The following is a 16,558-nucleotide window of genomic DNA, read 5'->3' on the forward strand; positions in this document are numbered from 1 at the left end:
CGAGGACGAGTACGGGGGCGAATACGGGAACTGGCCTATCGGGTGGTGAAGCGTGAGGCGCCGGCCGCCGTGCGGATGGCGGGCAGGGCGTCGTAGAGGGCCTGTCCGGGGCACAACGTGGCGTATCCGTCGCGGTGGCCGGAGACGGTGTGCAGGGTGGCCTTCTCGCCGGTCTCGTACACGCCGGTGTCGCCGGCCGCGGTGAGGGTGACCTCCGCCCGGGGGTCGACGCCGTGGAGATTCAGTTTCCAGGCGGCGAGGTCGGCGATGGCCTGCTTCGCCGCGGCGCTGGGGGTGCCGCCGTTCTCGTAGTCGCCGAGGAGCGAGACACCGGCCGAGTAGCCGTTGAAGCCGTAGGTGTGGGCGCCGCGGACCGGCTTGTCGACGCCGCCCGCACGGCCCTCGAAGACCGTGCCGCACTTGTCGACGAAGAAGTTGTAGCCGATGTCGTTCCACCCGTTGGTCTTCACGTGGTACGTGAGGATGGCCCGGACGACGGCCGGCGAGTCGACGCAGTCGTAGGCGTTGGTGCCCGCCGTGTGGTGGACGAAGACCGCGTCGACCTTGTCCAGGTAGGAGGGAGGGTCGGCGACGAGCGACTCGTCGGCGCCCCACTCGGCGCGGCTGACGATCGCGGGGGCGGCGGGGGCGGCCGGTGACGTGGCCCCGGTCGGCTCCGGCTGGGCGCTCGGCTCCGCGGTGGGCTCGGTGGTCGGGGCCGAGGTGGGCTCCGAGGCCGGCTCCTCGCTCGGCGCGGGGGTGGCGGCATCCTCCGTCGGCTCCTGCGTCGCCCCCTGCGTCGGCTCCTGCGTCGCCCCCTGCGTCGGCTCCTGCGTCGGTTCGGCCGAGGGCGCCGGTGTCGTCGGCTGCTCGTCCGGGCTGCTGGGCGCGGAGGCCGGCGGCTCCTCGCTCGGGGCCGGGGCGCTGGGCTCGGCCGTCGGCTCCTGGACCGGCTCCTCGGAGGGGGCGGGGGAGCCGGAAGCGGCCGGCTGTCCGGTGGCCGGGGCGTCCGTGGGCTCCCGGGTCGGCTCGGCCGACGGCTCGGGGGCGGTGGTCGGCCCGGCGTCCCCGGCGGAGGGCGGGGCACCGACCGTGGCGGAGGCGCTCTCCCCGGTGGCGGGCCCGGCGGAGGGCTTGCCCCTGCCGTTCCCGTCGCCGTTGCCGCCCTTGCCGCTGCTCCCGCCCCGGCCCTTGCCGCCCCGCTCGTCACCCGGGTCGATCATGTCGAGCCGCAGCGCGTCCGGCACGGCCGTCTCCTTGCCGTCGGCCATCACCCGGGCCTCGACCGCGTCCGACGGCCCCACCCACAGGGGTTCCGAGGCACCGCGGACGCCCGAGGCGTCGCCCTCCTCCGTCTCCGGCGCCCGGATGCCGAAGTCGAGGTCGCGCCAGCCGGTCCACGTGCCGCTCTCCGCGCTGCGGGTACGGATCTGCGCGGTGCCCTCGAAGTCGTCCGCGCCGTCCTCCCAGGAGACACCGACCAGGGAGAACAACTGCGTCTCTGTGCGCGGCAGTTCGCGCTTCTTCGCGTCCTTGCCGTCCAGCGCCAGCGTGTGCGCCCGCGCGGGCCGGGAGGTGTCGTCGGCGCCGGTGCCCCCGGAGCCTCCGGTCACGGACACCGCCGTCACTCCGGTACCTGCCAGGACGACGGTCCCGGCCGCCAGCCAGATCGTGCGCTTCGGCACCCCGGAACGCCGTGCGCGGATTCCCCTCGGGCTCATGCCCACCCCTCGTGAAGTGTGTACGCCGTGATCAGTTGCCGTCGGCGGGCAGAGCGCCCGTGCAGGTGGCACGCCCGAACTCGCCCATGGCCGTCGCCCGTTGCACGTGCCGGCCGCGGATCGCGAGCGTGCAGGCCGCCTGTCCGCCCTCCTCGCCGAGTACGACGGCCACGGTGGGGGTTTCGCCGAGCGGCACCTGGACGGTGTGCTTCCAGGGCAGTTCGGCGTCCCGTACGACGGAGGCTCTGCCGTCCTCGTCCGGGCCGAGGTAGGAGATCTCGGCCGTGCCGTCGCCGGTGACTTCGTAGGTCACGGCGGCGGTCGGGGTCGCGGCCGGCTTCGGGTCGTCCTCGGTGTCGAGCAGTCCGTAGCCGACGAGGCCGGCGCAGGCGAGGAGCAGGAAGACGGCGATCAGGACACCGGCCCGGCTGCCGTCCGCTGTGTTTACCGAGGATTCATTGGCTGACATGAACGGGGCTCAGCTTTCGATGGTCCGGATCGATGCGACTTGCAACTGAAGTTGAACCGGGCGGTTATACAACACCCGGAGTGCACAACGCGAGCGAGTGGACATAAAGGGGCGAAGCAGCAGCGTTTCGTCCTTTCAAATGCGCGGTATGTCCGGTCGCTTGACATGTCCTCAGTCACTCGGTCGATAATCCCGCCGCCATGCCCCGCGAGCCGATGTTTCGCCTGCTCGCAGGGTGCTGCACAGCTATGCACAAAGCCGGGCGGAACTCTCCGCGACGGCTCGTTCGGCGCGCCCGTTTCGCGTTCGGCGGACTGGGCCGCCGATGGCGAAAGGTATGCACGTGAAGGTGCCTTACAGGAGATATCTCTCCTGTCTGGTGGCTGCGGCGATTGCGGGCACGCTATTGCCGCAGGTCGCTTATGCGGCCCCACCGTCCAATTCCGGAAAGGATGGTGACAAGGGATTCATCGACACCGTCTCCGGCTGGCTCGGGGACGACGAGAAGGAGACCCCCGAGCCGCCGTCGTACGGCGGTCTCGGCATGGCCGACCGGCAGAAGCTTCCCAAGGGGAAGAACGCGCCGAAGGCGAAGCGGGTCAAGGAGCTGACCTCGCGCCGCACCCCGACGGCGCGTTTCTGGCAGTTGTCCGACGGGCGGGTGGAGGCGGAGCTGACGGCCGCGCCGACCTCGTACAAGGACCCGGCGGGCATGTCCTGGAAGGCGATCGACACCCGGGTGGCCGAGACCAGGGCCAAGGGGTTCGACTTCGCGAACAAGAGCAACACCGGCCGCAGCTGGTTCGGGTCCGACCCGGACCGCCTGCTGCGCTTCGAGGCCGGTGACGGGGGCCAGTCGGTCACCCTCGGCCTGGAGGGCGCGAGCGGTCGGCTGAAGCCGGAGGCCAAGGACGCCACCGTCACGTACAAGGACGCGGTCGGCGGCGCCGATCTCTCCTACGTGGTCGGTCCGGGCCGGGTGAAGGAGAACATCACCCTGTCCGAGCGGCCCGCCGGTCCCGTGACGTACACGTTCACGCTGGACACGGAGGGGCTGACACCGAAGGCCCGCGAGGACGGCTCGATCGCGTTCTTCGGGGAGCTGCCCAACACTCCGGTGCTGGTCATACCGGCCCCGTACATGACGGACGCGAAGAAGTCGGCGTCGTCGCCGTACGGGTACGCGTACAGCGCCGAGGTCACGCAGAAGCTCCGGCGGGACGGTGACGGCTGGAAGCTGACCGTCACGCCGGACGCGAAGTGGCTGGCGGCGAAGGAGCGGCAGTATCCGGTCGTGATCGACCCGACGATCACGATCGCGCCGTCACCGTCGGGTTCGCAGGACACCATGGTCCTGTCCGACCAGCCGGGGGTGAACTTCAACTCTTCCTGGAAGCTGGCGGCGGGCAAGACGTCCGCGTCGGCCACCTCCCGTTCGCTGCTGAAGTTCCCCCTGGACGAGATCCCGGACGGGGTGAAGGTCGACGGCGCCCGGCTGGGCGTCTACTTCGACCAGTCGCACACGACGAACGGCAACGACGTCACCATCGAGGCGCACCGCGCGACCGGCGCCTGGGACGAGTCGACGGCGACCTGGTCCAACACCTCCGGCCTGGTCGGCGAGTTGTCCGGCACCAGCGTCCAGGCGGACGACGGCGACGCGGGCACCACGGCCGCGAAGGGATCGTGGCCGGCCTCCGGCTCGACGCTGACGCAGTACGCGATCGGCGACGACTACCACTACAACAAGGACACGGTCGCCGGGGACACCTACACCTGGCAGCCGAAGGTCACCGACAGCGGCACCTACCGCATCGACGTGCACTACGTCGCGGCCTTCGACCGGGCGACGAACGCCCCGTACACGGTCACGCACCGGGACGGCACCCAGACCTTCACCGTCGACCAGACGGCCGGCACCAACGGCGTCTGGGCGTCGCTGAACGGCGGCGGCCAGCTGCCGTTCACCAAGGGCACGGTCGGCAAGGTCGTCCTCGGCGACGGACCGGCCTCGTCCTCGACGGCGGTGCTCGCGGACGCGGTGCGGCTGGTGAACCCGGCCCAGATCGTGAAGAACAAGGGCGAGTACAACCAGTGGCACGAGTTCCCGGTCGCCGACACGGTGCAGAAGTGGGTGAGCGGCACCGCCGCCAACCACGGCTTCGTGCTGACGGCGAAGGACGAGTCGTCCACCGGACCGCTCGGCGGCCCCCGCTACGAGGCCGGTGACGGTGCCTACGGCGGCGAGACGTCGACCGTCCCGCGGCTGACGGTGACCTACGGCAAGGTCGGCACCTCGCTGAACTCGCCGACCGTGGTGCACTCCACCGGCCCGGAGCTGTCCTGGAAGGCGTACGCCAACACCACCGGTGACGCGGGCCTGGACATCGTGGAGTACCAGCTGCACCGCTCCACGCAGCAGGCCTTCACCCCGTCCGCGGCGACCCTGATCGCGCCGATCGGCGCGTCGGAGACCACCTACACGGACACCACCGCCGTCCCGACACCCGACTCGGCCGCCAACGAGATCGACAAGTCGTACTACTACCAGATCGCGGTGAAGACGAAGAGCGGGGAACTGCTCGGCTCCCCGACCCGCATCGTCGGCATCCCCAAGGCCGGCCGGACGATGAAGATCATCCAGGGCAGCCAGGGCGGCGTCACCGACACCACCCTGTCCTCCGCCCAGCCGTCCACCAACCAGGACACCATCCGCTCCTGGGACGTCGACCAGAAGTGGCTCAGCGTCGGCAACAACTCCGGCACCTACGGCAGGACCCGGGCCGTGCTGAAGTTCCCCACCGACGACATCCCGTCCACCGCCACGGTCATCAACAACCGCATGTACATGTGGGGCGCGGAGACCACCACCGACACCGACGGCGCGATCTACGAACTCCACGCCCTCACCCGGGACTTCTCCGAAACCCAGGCCACGTGGAACAACGCGGCCTCCACCACCGCCTGGTCCAGCGCGGGCGGTGACATGTCCGCCGCCGTCTCCGACACCGTGGCGAGCGTGTCGGACGTCGGCCGCCACTGGTGGGACGCGACCGGCCTGATGCAGAGCTGGATCGACGACCCGGCCGGCAACAAGGGCGTCGCGGTGAAGCTGAAGGACGAGTCCGCCTCCGGCCCGCAGGAGCGCACCCTGTTCCTGTCCGCCGAGGCCGCCGATCCGCAGCTGCGCCCGTACATGCAGGTCATCTACGTCGACTCCACCACCGAGGACACGTACTACGCCCCGCAGACCCCGTCCCGGATGACCCCGAACACCACCTACACGGTGGACTTCACGGTCACCAACACCACCTCCGCCCAGTGGGCGGAGGGCGAGCGGGAGCTGTCCTACACCTGGAAGCTCCCCGACGGCACGGACGTCACCACCGGCGGCAACCAGCTCGCCACCCCGATCCCGGCGCTGCTGCCGGGCAAGTCGGCCACGATCCAGGCGAAGGTCTCCACACCGGTCAACTCGGACTCGGGCAACAAGCGCGGCGAGTACGCGCTCGGCTGGGACGTCCGCAAGACGGCGGACGGCAGCTGGCTGTCGGCCGGCACGAACGCCATCCCGCCGCTGAAGCAGAGCGTGGCGGTCGAGGACCCCACCTCCAACCAGCTGGGCCTGGAGAAGTTCTACTCCTACACCGGCAAGAACACCGGCGCCGGTTCCACGGTCATGAACAACCTGGCCTCCGGCAACAGCGTGTGGTCCTACAACGCGTTCACCAACCCGGGCCGCGGCCTGACGACGTTCGCGCGCTTCTCCTACAACTCGCTCGACACCTCCGACACCGTCTCGGGCGCGGGCTGGTCCGCACAACTCGCCGGTCCCGTCCGCCTGGGCGCGCCCCTGGACTTCCACCCCAACCCGAACCCGACCGAGGTGCGCCTCCCCGACGGCGACGGCACCACCCACGTCTTCCGCAAGCAGGACGACGGCACCTGGAAGGCCCCGGCGGGCGTCCACTACCGGCTGTCGGCCAAGGCCGGCCTGGACTGCAAGCCCAGCAAGGACCCCGTCCCGGACGCCTGGACCCTGCTGCGCCCGGACGGCACCCGCTTCCTCTTCGGCTGCGACGGCTATCTGACCTCGACGGTCGACAAGAACGGCAACACGCAGACGTACACGTACGAGGAACGCAAGTCCAACAACAAGCCGACCAAGTTCCTCAAGTACATCACCGACCCCGCCGGCCGGAAGTCGCTGACCGTCGCCTACTACGACAAGGCCGACGCACCCTTCCCGAAGGTCGCGGACCACGTCCGGTCCATGACCGACGTCTCGGGCCGCAAGCTGACCTTCGAGTACTCGGACAAGGCGCTGCTGACCAAGCTGACCGACGGCGCGGGCTCCGCCCAGCCGAAGGTCTTCGCCTTCACCTACGACGCCACCCAGGGCAACAAGAACGTCAAGCTGGTCACCGCCACCGACCCGCGCGGCAACGGCACCGACCTGGCGTACTACGCCCCCAAGACCGGCGACGACCCGAAGTACCACTGGTGGACGAAGACCCTCACCGACCGCCTCGGCGGTGACACGGGCTTCACCTACGCGGCGGACGCGGCGAACCCCAAGTTCACGGACGCCACCGTGACGGACGCCGAAAGCCACGCGACGAAGTACGTCACCGACGACTACGGCCGCCCCGTCCAGACCACCAACGCCAAGTCCCAGACCACGAAGATGAGCTGGGACGCGGACAACAACGTCACCTACCTGGAGGAGGCCAACGGCGCGAAGACCGCCTACTGCTACGACCAGAAGACCGGCTACCCCCTCTGGTCACGTGACGCCGAGAACAACAAGTCCGGTGTCCCGGACGCCTCGGAATGCGCTCCGGGCACGCACCCGGCGAACGCGGCCACGTACGACTACCAGACCCGCGCCGACGGCTTCGCCGCCGACCTGTGGCGCAAGACCTCGCCCGAGGGCCGCGCCTGGCAGTTCGGCTACGACACCTTCGGCAACCTGAAGACGGTCACCGACCCCAAGGGCGTCGCGACGGCCACGGCCGACGACTACACGACGACCTACGAGTACAACTCCCACGGACAGCTGACCAAGGCCGTCGACGCCAACGGCAACCCGACGACCTACAGCGCCTTCGACGCGACCGGCAACCCGGAGACGATCACCGACGCGCTGGCCCACGCCACGGACTTCGTCTACGACGAACGCGGCCAGGTCACCAAGGTGACCGACGCCTACGACAAGGTCACCACGCAGACGTACGACACCTTCGGCCGCCCCCTGGTCAGCACGGTGCCGAAGAACCAGGACGAGGGTGACCTGATCACCACGCCCGCCCCGGAGTACGACGCCAACGACAACGTCACCACGTCGACGGCGCCCAACGGAGCGGTGTCCACCGCCGTGTACGACGCCGCGGACCAGATCACCTCGGCGACCGCGCCGAAGGACACCACCACCTCGGACGAGCGCAGGACCACCTACACCTACGACAAGGCCGGCCATCTCACCGCGACCACCGAGCCCAAGGGCACGCTGACCACGTCGGACCCGGCCGACTACGTCACGACGAACCACTACGACGAGATCTACCAGCTCACCTCCGTGGTCAACGCGGACGGCGACACGATCAGTTACGGGTACGACAACGTCGGCAACACCACCGAGGTCGTCGACCCGAAGAAGAACGCCACGGCCGACACGGCCGACTACACCACCAGGACCGCCTACGACCTGAACCACCGCGTCACCTCGGTCACGGACGCCGCGGGCAACACCACCAAGCGGGCCTACGACAAGGACTCCCTGGTCACCTCGGCCACGGACGCGGAGAACAACACCACGCTCACCACCTACGACGAGCGCGGCAAGACCGCCGAGGTCAAGGTCCCGCACAGCGGCACCACGACGATCACCTACCGCACGACCCGGTACGAGTACGACGAGGTCGGCAACACCACCAAGGTGATCACCCCGCGGGCCGTCGCGGCGGACACGACCACGGCGTTCACCGCCCGCACCGAATACGACGCGCTGAACCGGCCCGTCAAGCAGTACCAGCCCTACGACCCGGCGGACGCCCGCCACAACGACCCGAACGTCTACACCGAGACCGTGTACGACAAGGTCGGCCGGGTGGCGAAGACCTCGCTGCCGCCCTCCGAGGGGCAGACGGTCCGCAACACCACGGTGTTCGACCACTTCGACAACGGCTGGGTGAGGTCCTCCACGGACCCGTGGTCCATCGCCACGACCTACGACTACAACGACCTGGGCCGGCAGACCGCCCGCACCCTCACATCGGCGGGCGGATCCTCCAACCGCACGATGACGTGGTCGTACTACCCCGACGGCAAACTCAGGTCCAAGGCGGACGACGGTGTCCCGGTGGGCAGGTCGGTGGTCCTGGTGGACAACTCCGACACCCAGAACACCGCCACCACCGGCACCTGGGCAGCGGGGGACAGCACCGGCCAGCAGGGCTACGACCACCGTACCCACGCCGCCGGCACGGGCACGGACGCGTTCACGTGGACGCTGAACGTCCCCGAGGACGGCACGTACACCGCGTACGTGAAGTATCCGGAGGTGACCGGCGCTGCCACGGCCGCCGAGTACACCCTCACCCACGGCACCACCACCGAACCGGCCGTCACCAGGAACCAGACGACCGGCCCCGGCACCTGGGTCGCCCTCGGCGACTACGCCCTCGAGCAGGGCGAGGACACCGAACTGAAGCTGGAACAGAGCGGCACGGGCACCGTGGTGGCCGACGCGGTCAAGCTGGTCCGTGACAACTCCGCCGACACGGACACCGAACAGAAGACGTTCACCTACGGCTACGACGTCAACGGCAACCTGACCTCGATCGACGACACGTCGTCCGGGACGCGGACCGACGCCTACACGGTCGCCTACACGGGCCTCAACCAGGTCCAGAAGGTAACGGAGTCCCTGTCCGGCACGGAGAAGAAGGCCACGTCGTACACGTACGACGCCAACGGGCAGCCGGAGACGGTCACCCACCCCAGCCAGTTCTCCCAGTACACCTACGACCTGCGCGAACTGGTCAAGACCGTCTCGGTCGGCAAGACGGCGACCGACACCGACCCGAAGGTGACGTCGTACACGTACACGGCCCGCGGCACGAAGCTGAAGGAGACCAAGGCCAACGACAACACCGTCGACTACACCTACTACCTCGACGGCGCCCTGAAGTCGACGACGGAGAAGAAGGCGGACGGCACCACGCTGGTCGCCTCCCACACCTACGCCTACGACCCCAACGGCAACAAGGCGCAGGACGTCGCGAAGAAGATGGACGCCGACAACCACGCGGCGTACCTCGACTCCACGACCAACTACACCTACGACCCCGCCAACCGGCTCACCGAGTCCGTCAAGACGGGCAACGGCGCGGGCACGGAAACCTACGTCCACGACGACAACGCCAACGTCGTCAGTCAGACGGTCAAGGGCACGACGACCGCCTACCACTACGACCGCAACCGCCTGCTGACCGCGACGACCTCCGGCGTCACGGCCGACTACACCTACGACCCCTTCGGCCGCCAGCAGTCGGTGACGTCGCAGGGGCAGATCATCTCCCGGAGCGTGTACGACGGCTTCGACCACGTCGTGGAGTCCCAGAAGATGGACGACACCGGCGCGATGAAGTCCACCACGTACACCTTCGACCCGCTGGACCGCACCGCCTCGAAGACGGCGGACGGCAAGACCACCGACTTCGAGTACCTCGGCCTGTCCGGTGAGGTCCTCGACGAGAAGGTCGCCGGCGAGCTGACCAAGTCCTACCAGTACAGCCCGTGGGGCCAGCGCCTGTCGCAGATCAAGCACAACACCGACGGGACGACCGAGGACGGCTACTACGGCTACAACAGCCACACCGACGTCGAAACGCTGACGGACGACAACGGCGACACGAAGGCCACCTACGGCTACACCGCCTACGGCTCCAACGACGAGTCCGAGTTCACCGGCATCGACAAGCCCGACACCACCGACCCCACCAAGGAGGACTACAACCCCTACCGCTACAACTCCAAGCGCTGGGACGCCCAGTCCGGCACCTACGACATGGGCTTCCGCGACTACAACCCGGGCCTGAACCGCTTCACCACCCGGGACATGTACAACGGTGCCCTCGCCGACATGGGCCTGGGAACGGACCCGTTCACCGGCAACCGGTACGCCTTCACCGGCGGCAACCCGGTCAGCAACGTGGAACTCGACGGCCACATGCCCGCGCCGATGGATGGCGGTGGCAGCAGCACTCCGTCGGGTGGCTGCGGGACGCCAGGATTCATCGGGCCGTGTGCCACAAACAGCGGCTCGACATCTGCAAAAGCGGCTGGGGCCGGTACGAGCATGCACAACGCGGCTCAGGACATCATGTGGCTGTACCTGGTGGGCCTCGCCGAGGCCAAGTACGGTCCGTCGGGGATCACGCGTGTCCAGATGGAGGCCCCTGTGCTGGGCGGCTCCAAGGAGGGCACCGGCGAAGACGGAGGTGCGGATATGACGTACCGAGACGGGAACACACTCTATGTGTGGGAACTCAAGCACAAGGCGCGGATGCCGTGGACGAACGACCGTTTTGCGCCGGCCGAAGGCTACGGAAAGGACGACGTGGAATGGTATATAGATTTCATGCGTCGCGATCCGCAGTACGCCGGTCTCGACATCAAGCCCGGTTTCCGGCTTCCGCATCCGCTGGTTGGGCCCGGAGTGAAGCGGGGTCAGTTCCTCGAACTGGACAATTCCGATTTCTTCGGCGGTATGGCTACTGAACATGGAGTAGTCAATTATCAAGAGTTCTACATGGCGACCTCGCGTCCGGAGCCCAAACCCGTGCGCGTGCCTGAGCCGGTGAAGGTCGGCGCAGGTGCCGCAGCTCTTGGTACCGCACTCTGGTGGGGTGCGAAGGTATTTGCGCCGCTGTGCGGGCCGGCAGCACCTGCTTGCGCGATTGCCTTCTAATAGGGCAGACTGACGGGCGGGTGCGCTTTCTGACAGGTGCGCCCGCCCGTCTTCGCAAGTCAGATTTTCCGAGAATGGAGAAATGTTTTGGGGGCGTCTCGATGGCATTACTTCATCGAAGGTTGTGACGGCGCGCAGTCCGCATTGGACGAGCTGCGGGAGCGTGAATTCGTAAAATCCTGGAGCGACTTCGACCCTTCGATTGCATCGCTTTCCGACTTGGTGAGCAGTGGTGCGCTCGAGGAGGAGGGGGCTCACTCGATCATCGACGTCGATCGTGTCATCGAATCCGATGATCCCGAATACGATGAAGACGGAACGGTTCGACTGCTCCTTCCGCAAGAGGTTGTTCAGTATTTCGGCACGGACAAGCCCACGCGGGAAATTGTGGAATCTGTCTATGCGACCGCGAGGCGGCGCCTTCCGCCAGTGCTTCGCGGGTCCGGTTGCTGCACCGCCATCTATGAACAGGGTGCACCCTGCGGATTCGCCTTCTGGGGAATGACGGGTGATTGACCAGAATTCCTGAGACCGTCAACTTCGACTCGTCGGAGGGACTGGTCGGATGACAACGACACGAGCCTCCTCCGTCATCAAGTCCTGGGGTGCTGCCGTGCTGTACGCGGTGGCGGCGGCCCTGGTGCTGTTCAGCTTCGCCATGACGGTCGAAACGGACAATCCGGCTGCGTTCCCGGGACGGCGGGACAACGACGGGGCATTCGGAGCGCTGCTGTGCGTCGGTATCGCCGCCCTTTCGGCGGCGGTGGCCGTGACGTCGCTCTCGCGACGCCCGCTGTCCAAGTCCGTCTGCGCGGCGATCATCCTCGTGTGTCTCTATCGAGTGGTCGGCGTCGCCGGACAACTCTGACGCGAAAGGTGACTGCGCCGTTTCGTGCAGTGAGGAAGCTGTCTCCGCAGGGTGACCAGAGATGGTCGCTGGGTGACCGGCTCTGTGAGGGCGCGCACAGGGCTCACGTCACACGGGACCGGAGTTAGTAGACGTCCGACGGCCGCTCGCCCCCGTAATCGTCGGCCGTCCGGACGAGTGGGGCGGCCGGTCTGCGAAGCGGCGTAGTAGGTCACACACTTGTCGCGACGCCGGAGCGTTCCGCAGTGTGTTCTGCGTACCGGGGAGCCGAGCGCCGGGACCGGACGGGAGAAGAGCCCGTCCGTGATCCAGACACCGGCCCTGATGACGCGAAGCCGCGTCCAACGCGGACACCGCGTCGCCGACCCCCCGTCGGCCTCCCCATCACGTTCCCGAATGGAGAGGTACACCCGTGCACGCCCTCATGCGCCGTCCCCACATCCGCAAGTCCGCCGTTGCCTCCCTCGCCGCCGCGGGCGCCGCCGCCGTCAGCCTCACCCTCGTCCCGAGCCCCGCGCACGCCGCCGAGCCGGCCAAGGCGTCCACCGCGCAGACCCAGGCCCAGACCGACAAGATCAAGGCCATCGTCAAGGCCGGCGAGAAGAAGCACGGCGACGACCTCGACGGCTGGATCCGCACCGCCCTGGACGTCATGGACGCGAAGAACATCCCGGGCACCTACGAGGGCCTGCACCGCAACATCATGCGCGAGTCGTCCGGCAACCCGAAGGCGCAGAACAACTGGGACGTGAACGCCCAGAACGGCATTCCTTCGAAGGGCCTGCTCCAGACGATCCAGCCCACCTTCGACGCCTACCACGTCAAGGGCACGAAGGACTCCATCACCGACCCGGTCGCCAACATCGTCGCCGCCTGCAACTACGCGGCCGACAAGTACGGCTCCATGGACAACGTCGACTCCGCCTACTGACCGGCGGACCCACCGACCGCCTGAGCCCCCGGGACAACCGGTCCCGCGCGGAGGCCGGCGGGGCCCAGGCAGCACGGCGGGGCCGGAGGGACGACACGTCCCTCCGGCCCCGCCTGCGTCGCACCCCGTGCGCCCCGGAAAAGTCGCTCTCAGATGTCCCGGGAGAGACCAGCCAGCTCGGTGACCTGTAACGTTGTGCGGGAATCGGCTGCTGACCTGGGTGAATGGTCTTGCAGCTGTTTCACGCTCGTGCCGGTTGATGGAGCTCCGAGAGGGCGTCGCCGCACATCCCGTACGACTTCTCCAGTTTCTTCAAGTTCTTCGGGACCCCCGAGAACTCCTCCTTGAAGACCGTGGCCGACTTGCCCGCCCACTCCGCGAGCGTGCTCTCTCCCGCCATGCCCTTGACCAGGCGCAGGGCGTCGGACACGTCGTCAGCGAAGTCGTGCAGGACTTTCGCCAGCCTGCGCACTCGTTGCGGATCGCCGGGGGTCGGGTCCTTGTCCAGATCAAGGACATGCCAATCGGTTGGCCGGTTTCCCACGTTCTTCCCCCGTCGCACGGCTCCACTCAAGGCACTTATGCCTCAGCAAAGTTACTTGATCTCCTGCTCGTAGACTCGGAGCGTGAGCCACAACGAAGAGACGCCCGGCGGCGCCACTTCCGAACGGCATCGTCAGGAGCGGCCCGGGCCGGAGTCGCAGCATCTGGCTGAGCTCGGGCCGGAAGGAATGTACGAGGCGGCGGAGCGGCTGTGCCGGACGGTGGCCGGCGAAGGGCCCCGTGGAGCCTCTGCGGCGCGGACCGTCGGGCGGATCGCCGAGACCCTTGCCGACACCCGTTCGCGGGACTGTGTGACGTTCGCTGCGGACCTCGTGAGCCGGCTGCTGCCCGAAGAGGCCATTCCCCCTGGCGAAGGCGATCGATTGCTGCGCTCCGTGGCCGCGAAGCTGGTCAGGACTCAGCAACTGCGGGACATCGAGCCTCTGTTCCGCGAGTTGCCGGACGGGGTCCTGGGACGTGCGGTCGAGCTGCGGGCCTGCCTCCTCGGAGAGCTGGCACTGATCGGCTCGGGGACTGGCCGGCGCTCCCTGGACGCGTACGCCGAGAAGCTGGGTGAGCTGGGGCACCCGCTGGCTCGGCTGCCCAGAACGCGACTGGACATCGAGCATCGGTTCACGACTCGTGTCCGGGGACTGGGGTCGATCAAGACCGCGAAGCAGCTCCGGTCGCGTTTCCCCGAGGCTCCCTCGACCGACGGCGGTGCGGTCGCCGGTCGCGGTGCCGTGAACACTCTGGACGACGGACGGGCGAACGCCGCTGCCCAACCCTTCAAAGCCGGGGGGTGGACCCGTGAGCCCGAGGCACGGTTCTTCACGCTGCCGAGCCCGCTCAGCTCCGACGACTTCGGCATCTCCTTCATCAAGGAACTGCCCCTGCGCTGCCTGGCGGGTGCGGGCAGCCGCCGGGGGAGCGCGCTCGCCTGCGAGACGACACCCGACGATGTACTCAACGAACTCTTCTCGGCTTCGTACGTCGGCGGAGTGAACGGCCAGGGGCAGGGCGGTGCGTACGCCAGGCTGTACGCCTGGGAGAGTCTCTACGCGCTGATGGGGTCGCCCGCCGGGGTACCTCTCCTTGAAGTGGTGCGGCGCGCGGCAGATCACCGGTGGCTGCGGTTCATGGCGTTTACGGACTGGTTCCACCACGACACCTCGGACCTGGCTTTCGCCGTGCTCGATCCCACCCGGACTCGGGTCGCGGTGCTGGCGGCGACCGATACCGATGTCCACCGCGATGCTCTCGGATAGCGGGAAGTCGTCCCTGGCACCTTCTTCGCCTTTGTCGTCAGAGTGGGCCGAGATCCTTCCGGCCCTGTGAAGAAGGACGCGGGCGTCACCAGCACCGTGCTGCGGACCCGCCGCCGGATTCCGGTCGCAGGGGCGGAGACCACGCTGCTCTGGCCGGACGTGACGCTTGGGGTCTTCGGGCGAGGCGCTCGGAGCGTCAGCTTGCTCGCGCTGGCCTGCGGCTGTATCACCTGGCCCCTGGTGAGAACCGTTCTCGATGAACGCACACGTGACGTGTATGTCCCAGAGAAGTCCCAGGGGCAACTGCGAGTTCCCCCCTGCCCTGCATCTGTGCAGGTAAGGGGGGGTTCGCGCTGCTTTTCCTCAGACCCTTCAGATGTCCCGGGAGGGACCGGCCAGCGCAATAACCTGCAGTGATAGTCGATCGCGGGACACTGACCTGCGCGAATGGGCTTTCGGTTGTTTCACGTTCGTGCCAGTTCTTGCAGCCGGAAGTCCCAGAAGAGTCCCAGGGGACTCCCCTTGCTCATGGCCGACCACCCTTCAAGGGGTCTGACCGACCACGAGCATCAGGAAGCGGACACTCGCGTCACACCCTCACCAGCCACTTGCCCACATCGGCCACGCGGGCCGAAATCTCCCTCTTTTCAACTGCTCCGAGGCGGATGGACCCTGGCGGGAAGGGACGCTCACGGACGGTGCCGAGGGGGGAACCGCGATGTCCGGACCGCTCTACGTTCCCGTTCTGCCGACGAAGCCGCATGCGGCCGGGGCCTTCCGGCGGCTCTGGCCGGACGTCCAGGTTGCGATTAGTCCGCTGTGGAACCTGCCGCCATTGCCAGGGGTGCTGCCGGAGACGCTGGCTGCGGTGGTCGGCACGTACATGGATCGGGTGAGTGCCGTGAGCCGTCGCGGCGGATGGATCGACGCTCCCTTCGGTGAGGACGCTCAAACCGCCGCTATCGCCGAAGCACTGACCGTCTACTGCGAATTGGGACGGCTGCGACCGGTCACCGGGCCGGAGAGGACCGCGGAGCAGCAGGCGGCGGCCGTGGAGACGGCCCAGCGCTGCCTGCGCGGCCTGGGCGTACGGGTGCGGGTCACGGGGGAGTGGGACGGCCGCCTCGGGGAGGGCGTCAGGGGCCTGCTGGCGCTGACCGGTCCGGAGATGCCCCTGCATCTGCTGCTCGACATGGGCGCGGTCCTCGACGACCGGCCCGACGCGGGCAAGGAGGCGCTGCGCGCCCTCGACGCGCTGACGCCCTTGGCCGTCTGGCGGAGCGCCGCCCTGCTCGGAGGCGGCTTTCCGCGAGCCACCGCCGACATGCTGGAGGAGGGATCGTGCGAGGCGCCGCGGGCGGAATGGCGCATGTGGCACGAGGTGCGCGCGACGGGCCGGGCCTACGCTCCGCTGCTTGGCTACGGCGATTACGCAGTGCAGCCCCCCGGCGCCCTCGCGCAGGCCCCGGCGCCGGGGAGGAAGGGCGGCCCACCCTGGGGGGCGCTCCGTTACACGACCGACAGCTCGTACTTCGTCGTCAAGACGCTGACCCGAGGGCCGGACCGGGTCGCCGTCAACCGCGCCGCGGCCCGCCGGGTCATCGAACTGGCTGAATTCCGGGGTTCTGGGGCCGGGCCGGGTGAGGAGTGGCTGAGTGACTGTGCGAACGGCCCGCTCACGAGCAGTGAGGGTGTGGGCGGGCCCACGGAGTGGCTGAAGGCGGGAAACCTTCAGCACATGACGCACGTCGTACGGAGCCTGTCCGACGGTTGAACGGGCCGTC

The 16,558-nt window shown here is 68.3% G+C and carries 8 protein-coding genes and 1 pseudogene; 6 read left to right on the forward strand and 3 right to left on the reverse strand.

All coding sequences use genetic code 11. The annotated features are described in order from the left end of the window. Window positions 1-35: 35 nt before the first annotated feature. Entirely contained in the window at window positions 36-1,721 is a 1,686-nt protein-coding gene (locus Sco07f_RS09755) for an N-acetylmuramoyl-L-alanine amidase (protein ID WP_244942019.1), read from the reverse strand. Between the two features lie 31 nt (window positions 1,722-1,752). Then, entirely contained in the window at window positions 1,753-2,190 is a 438-nt protein-coding gene (locus Sco07f_RS09760) for an MmpS family transport accessory protein (protein ID WP_007445261.1), read from the reverse strand. Window positions 2,191-2,527: 337 nt separating this feature from the next. On the opposite strand from Sco07f_RS09760, the gene Sco07f_RS09765 reads away from it, so the two are divergent. The 4 genes from Sco07f_RS09765 (at window position 2,528) to Sco07f_RS09775 (ending at window position 12,963) form a co-directional block, all read left to right on the forward strand. Continuing rightward, window positions 2,528-11,164: a golvesin C-terminal-like domain-containing protein gene (locus tag Sco07f_RS09765; RefSeq protein ID WP_244942020.1), complete on the forward strand. Its 8,637-nt coding sequence runs from the start codon at window positions 2,528-2,530 to the stop codon at window positions 11,162-11,164. A gap of 87 nt (window positions 11,165-11,251) precedes the next feature. After that, window positions 11,252-11,680 carry a hypothetical protein gene (locus Sco07f_RS39730; RefSeq protein WP_159106935.1) on the forward strand — a complete coding sequence of 143 codons (429 nt, stop codon included), beginning with the start codon at window positions 11,252-11,254 and terminating at the stop codon, window positions 11,678-11,680. A 49-nt stretch (window positions 11,681-11,729) separates the two neighbouring features. Beyond that, complete coding sequence (locus Sco07f_RS09770) at window positions 11,730-12,032, forward strand: hypothetical protein (RefSeq protein WP_159106936.1); 303 nt, start codon at window positions 11,730-11,732, stop codon at window positions 12,030-12,032. Between the two features lie 412 nt (window positions 12,033-12,444). Continuing rightward, window positions 12,445-12,963, forward strand: coding sequence for a transglycosylase SLT domain-containing protein (locus tag Sco07f_RS09775; protein ID WP_007445267.1), 519 nt, complete (start codon window positions 12,445-12,447; stop codon window positions 12,961-12,963). Window positions 12,964-13,231: 268 nt separating this feature from the next. On the opposite strand, the pseudogene Sco07f_RS09780 reads toward Sco07f_RS09775, so the two are convergent. Beyond that, window positions 13,232-13,507: pseudogene (locus Sco07f_RS09780) on the reverse strand (WXG100 family type VII secretion target); the annotation flags it as partial. Window positions 13,508-13,589: 82 nt separating this feature from the next. Here Sco07f_RS09780 and Sco07f_RS09785 point away from each other — a divergent pair. Both Sco07f_RS09785 and Sco07f_RS09790 read left to right on the forward strand, forming a co-directional pair. Beyond that, window positions 13,590-14,774: a DUF6183 family protein gene (locus tag Sco07f_RS09785; protein ID WP_108987573.1), complete on the forward strand. Its 1,185-nt coding sequence runs from the start codon at window positions 13,590-13,592 to the stop codon at window positions 14,772-14,774. Window positions 14,775-15,492: 718 nt separating this feature from the next. Next, complete coding sequence (locus tag Sco07f_RS09790; RefSeq protein ID WP_108987574.1) at window positions 15,493-16,548, forward strand: beta family protein; 1,056 nt, start codon at window positions 15,493-15,495, stop codon at window positions 16,546-16,548. Window positions 16,549-16,558: the final 10 nt, after the last annotated feature.

Origin of the sequence: Streptomyces coelicoflavus, from assembly GCF_003112555.1 — a bacterium.
Taxonomy (GTDB): Bacteria; Actinomycetota; Actinomycetes; order Streptomycetales; family Streptomycetaceae; genus Streptomyces; species Streptomyces coelicoflavus.

What these genes read in the sequence shown, in the direction of transcription:
- Sco07f_RS09790 (WP_108987574.1), top strand. Translation starts at nt 15,493, where the DNA reads ATGTCCGGACCGCTCTACGTTCCCGTTCTGCCGACGAAGCCGCATGCG.
- Sco07f_RS09765 (WP_244942020.1), top strand. Translation starts at nt 2,528, where the DNA reads ATGCACGTGAAGGTGCCTTACAGGAGATATCTCTCCTGTCTGGTGGCT.
- Sco07f_RS09760 (WP_007445261.1), bottom strand. Translation starts at nt 2,190, where the DNA reads ATGTCAGCCAATGAATCCTCGGTAAACACAGCGGACGGCAGCCGGGCC.
- Sco07f_RS09770 (WP_159106936.1), top strand. Translation starts at nt 11,730, where the DNA reads ATGACAACGACACGAGCCTCCTCCGTCATCAAGTCCTGGGGTGCTGCC.
- Sco07f_RS09755 (WP_244942019.1), bottom strand. Translation starts at nt 1,721, where the DNA reads ATGAGCCCGAGGGGAATCCGCGCACGGCGTTCCGGGGTGCCGAAGCGC.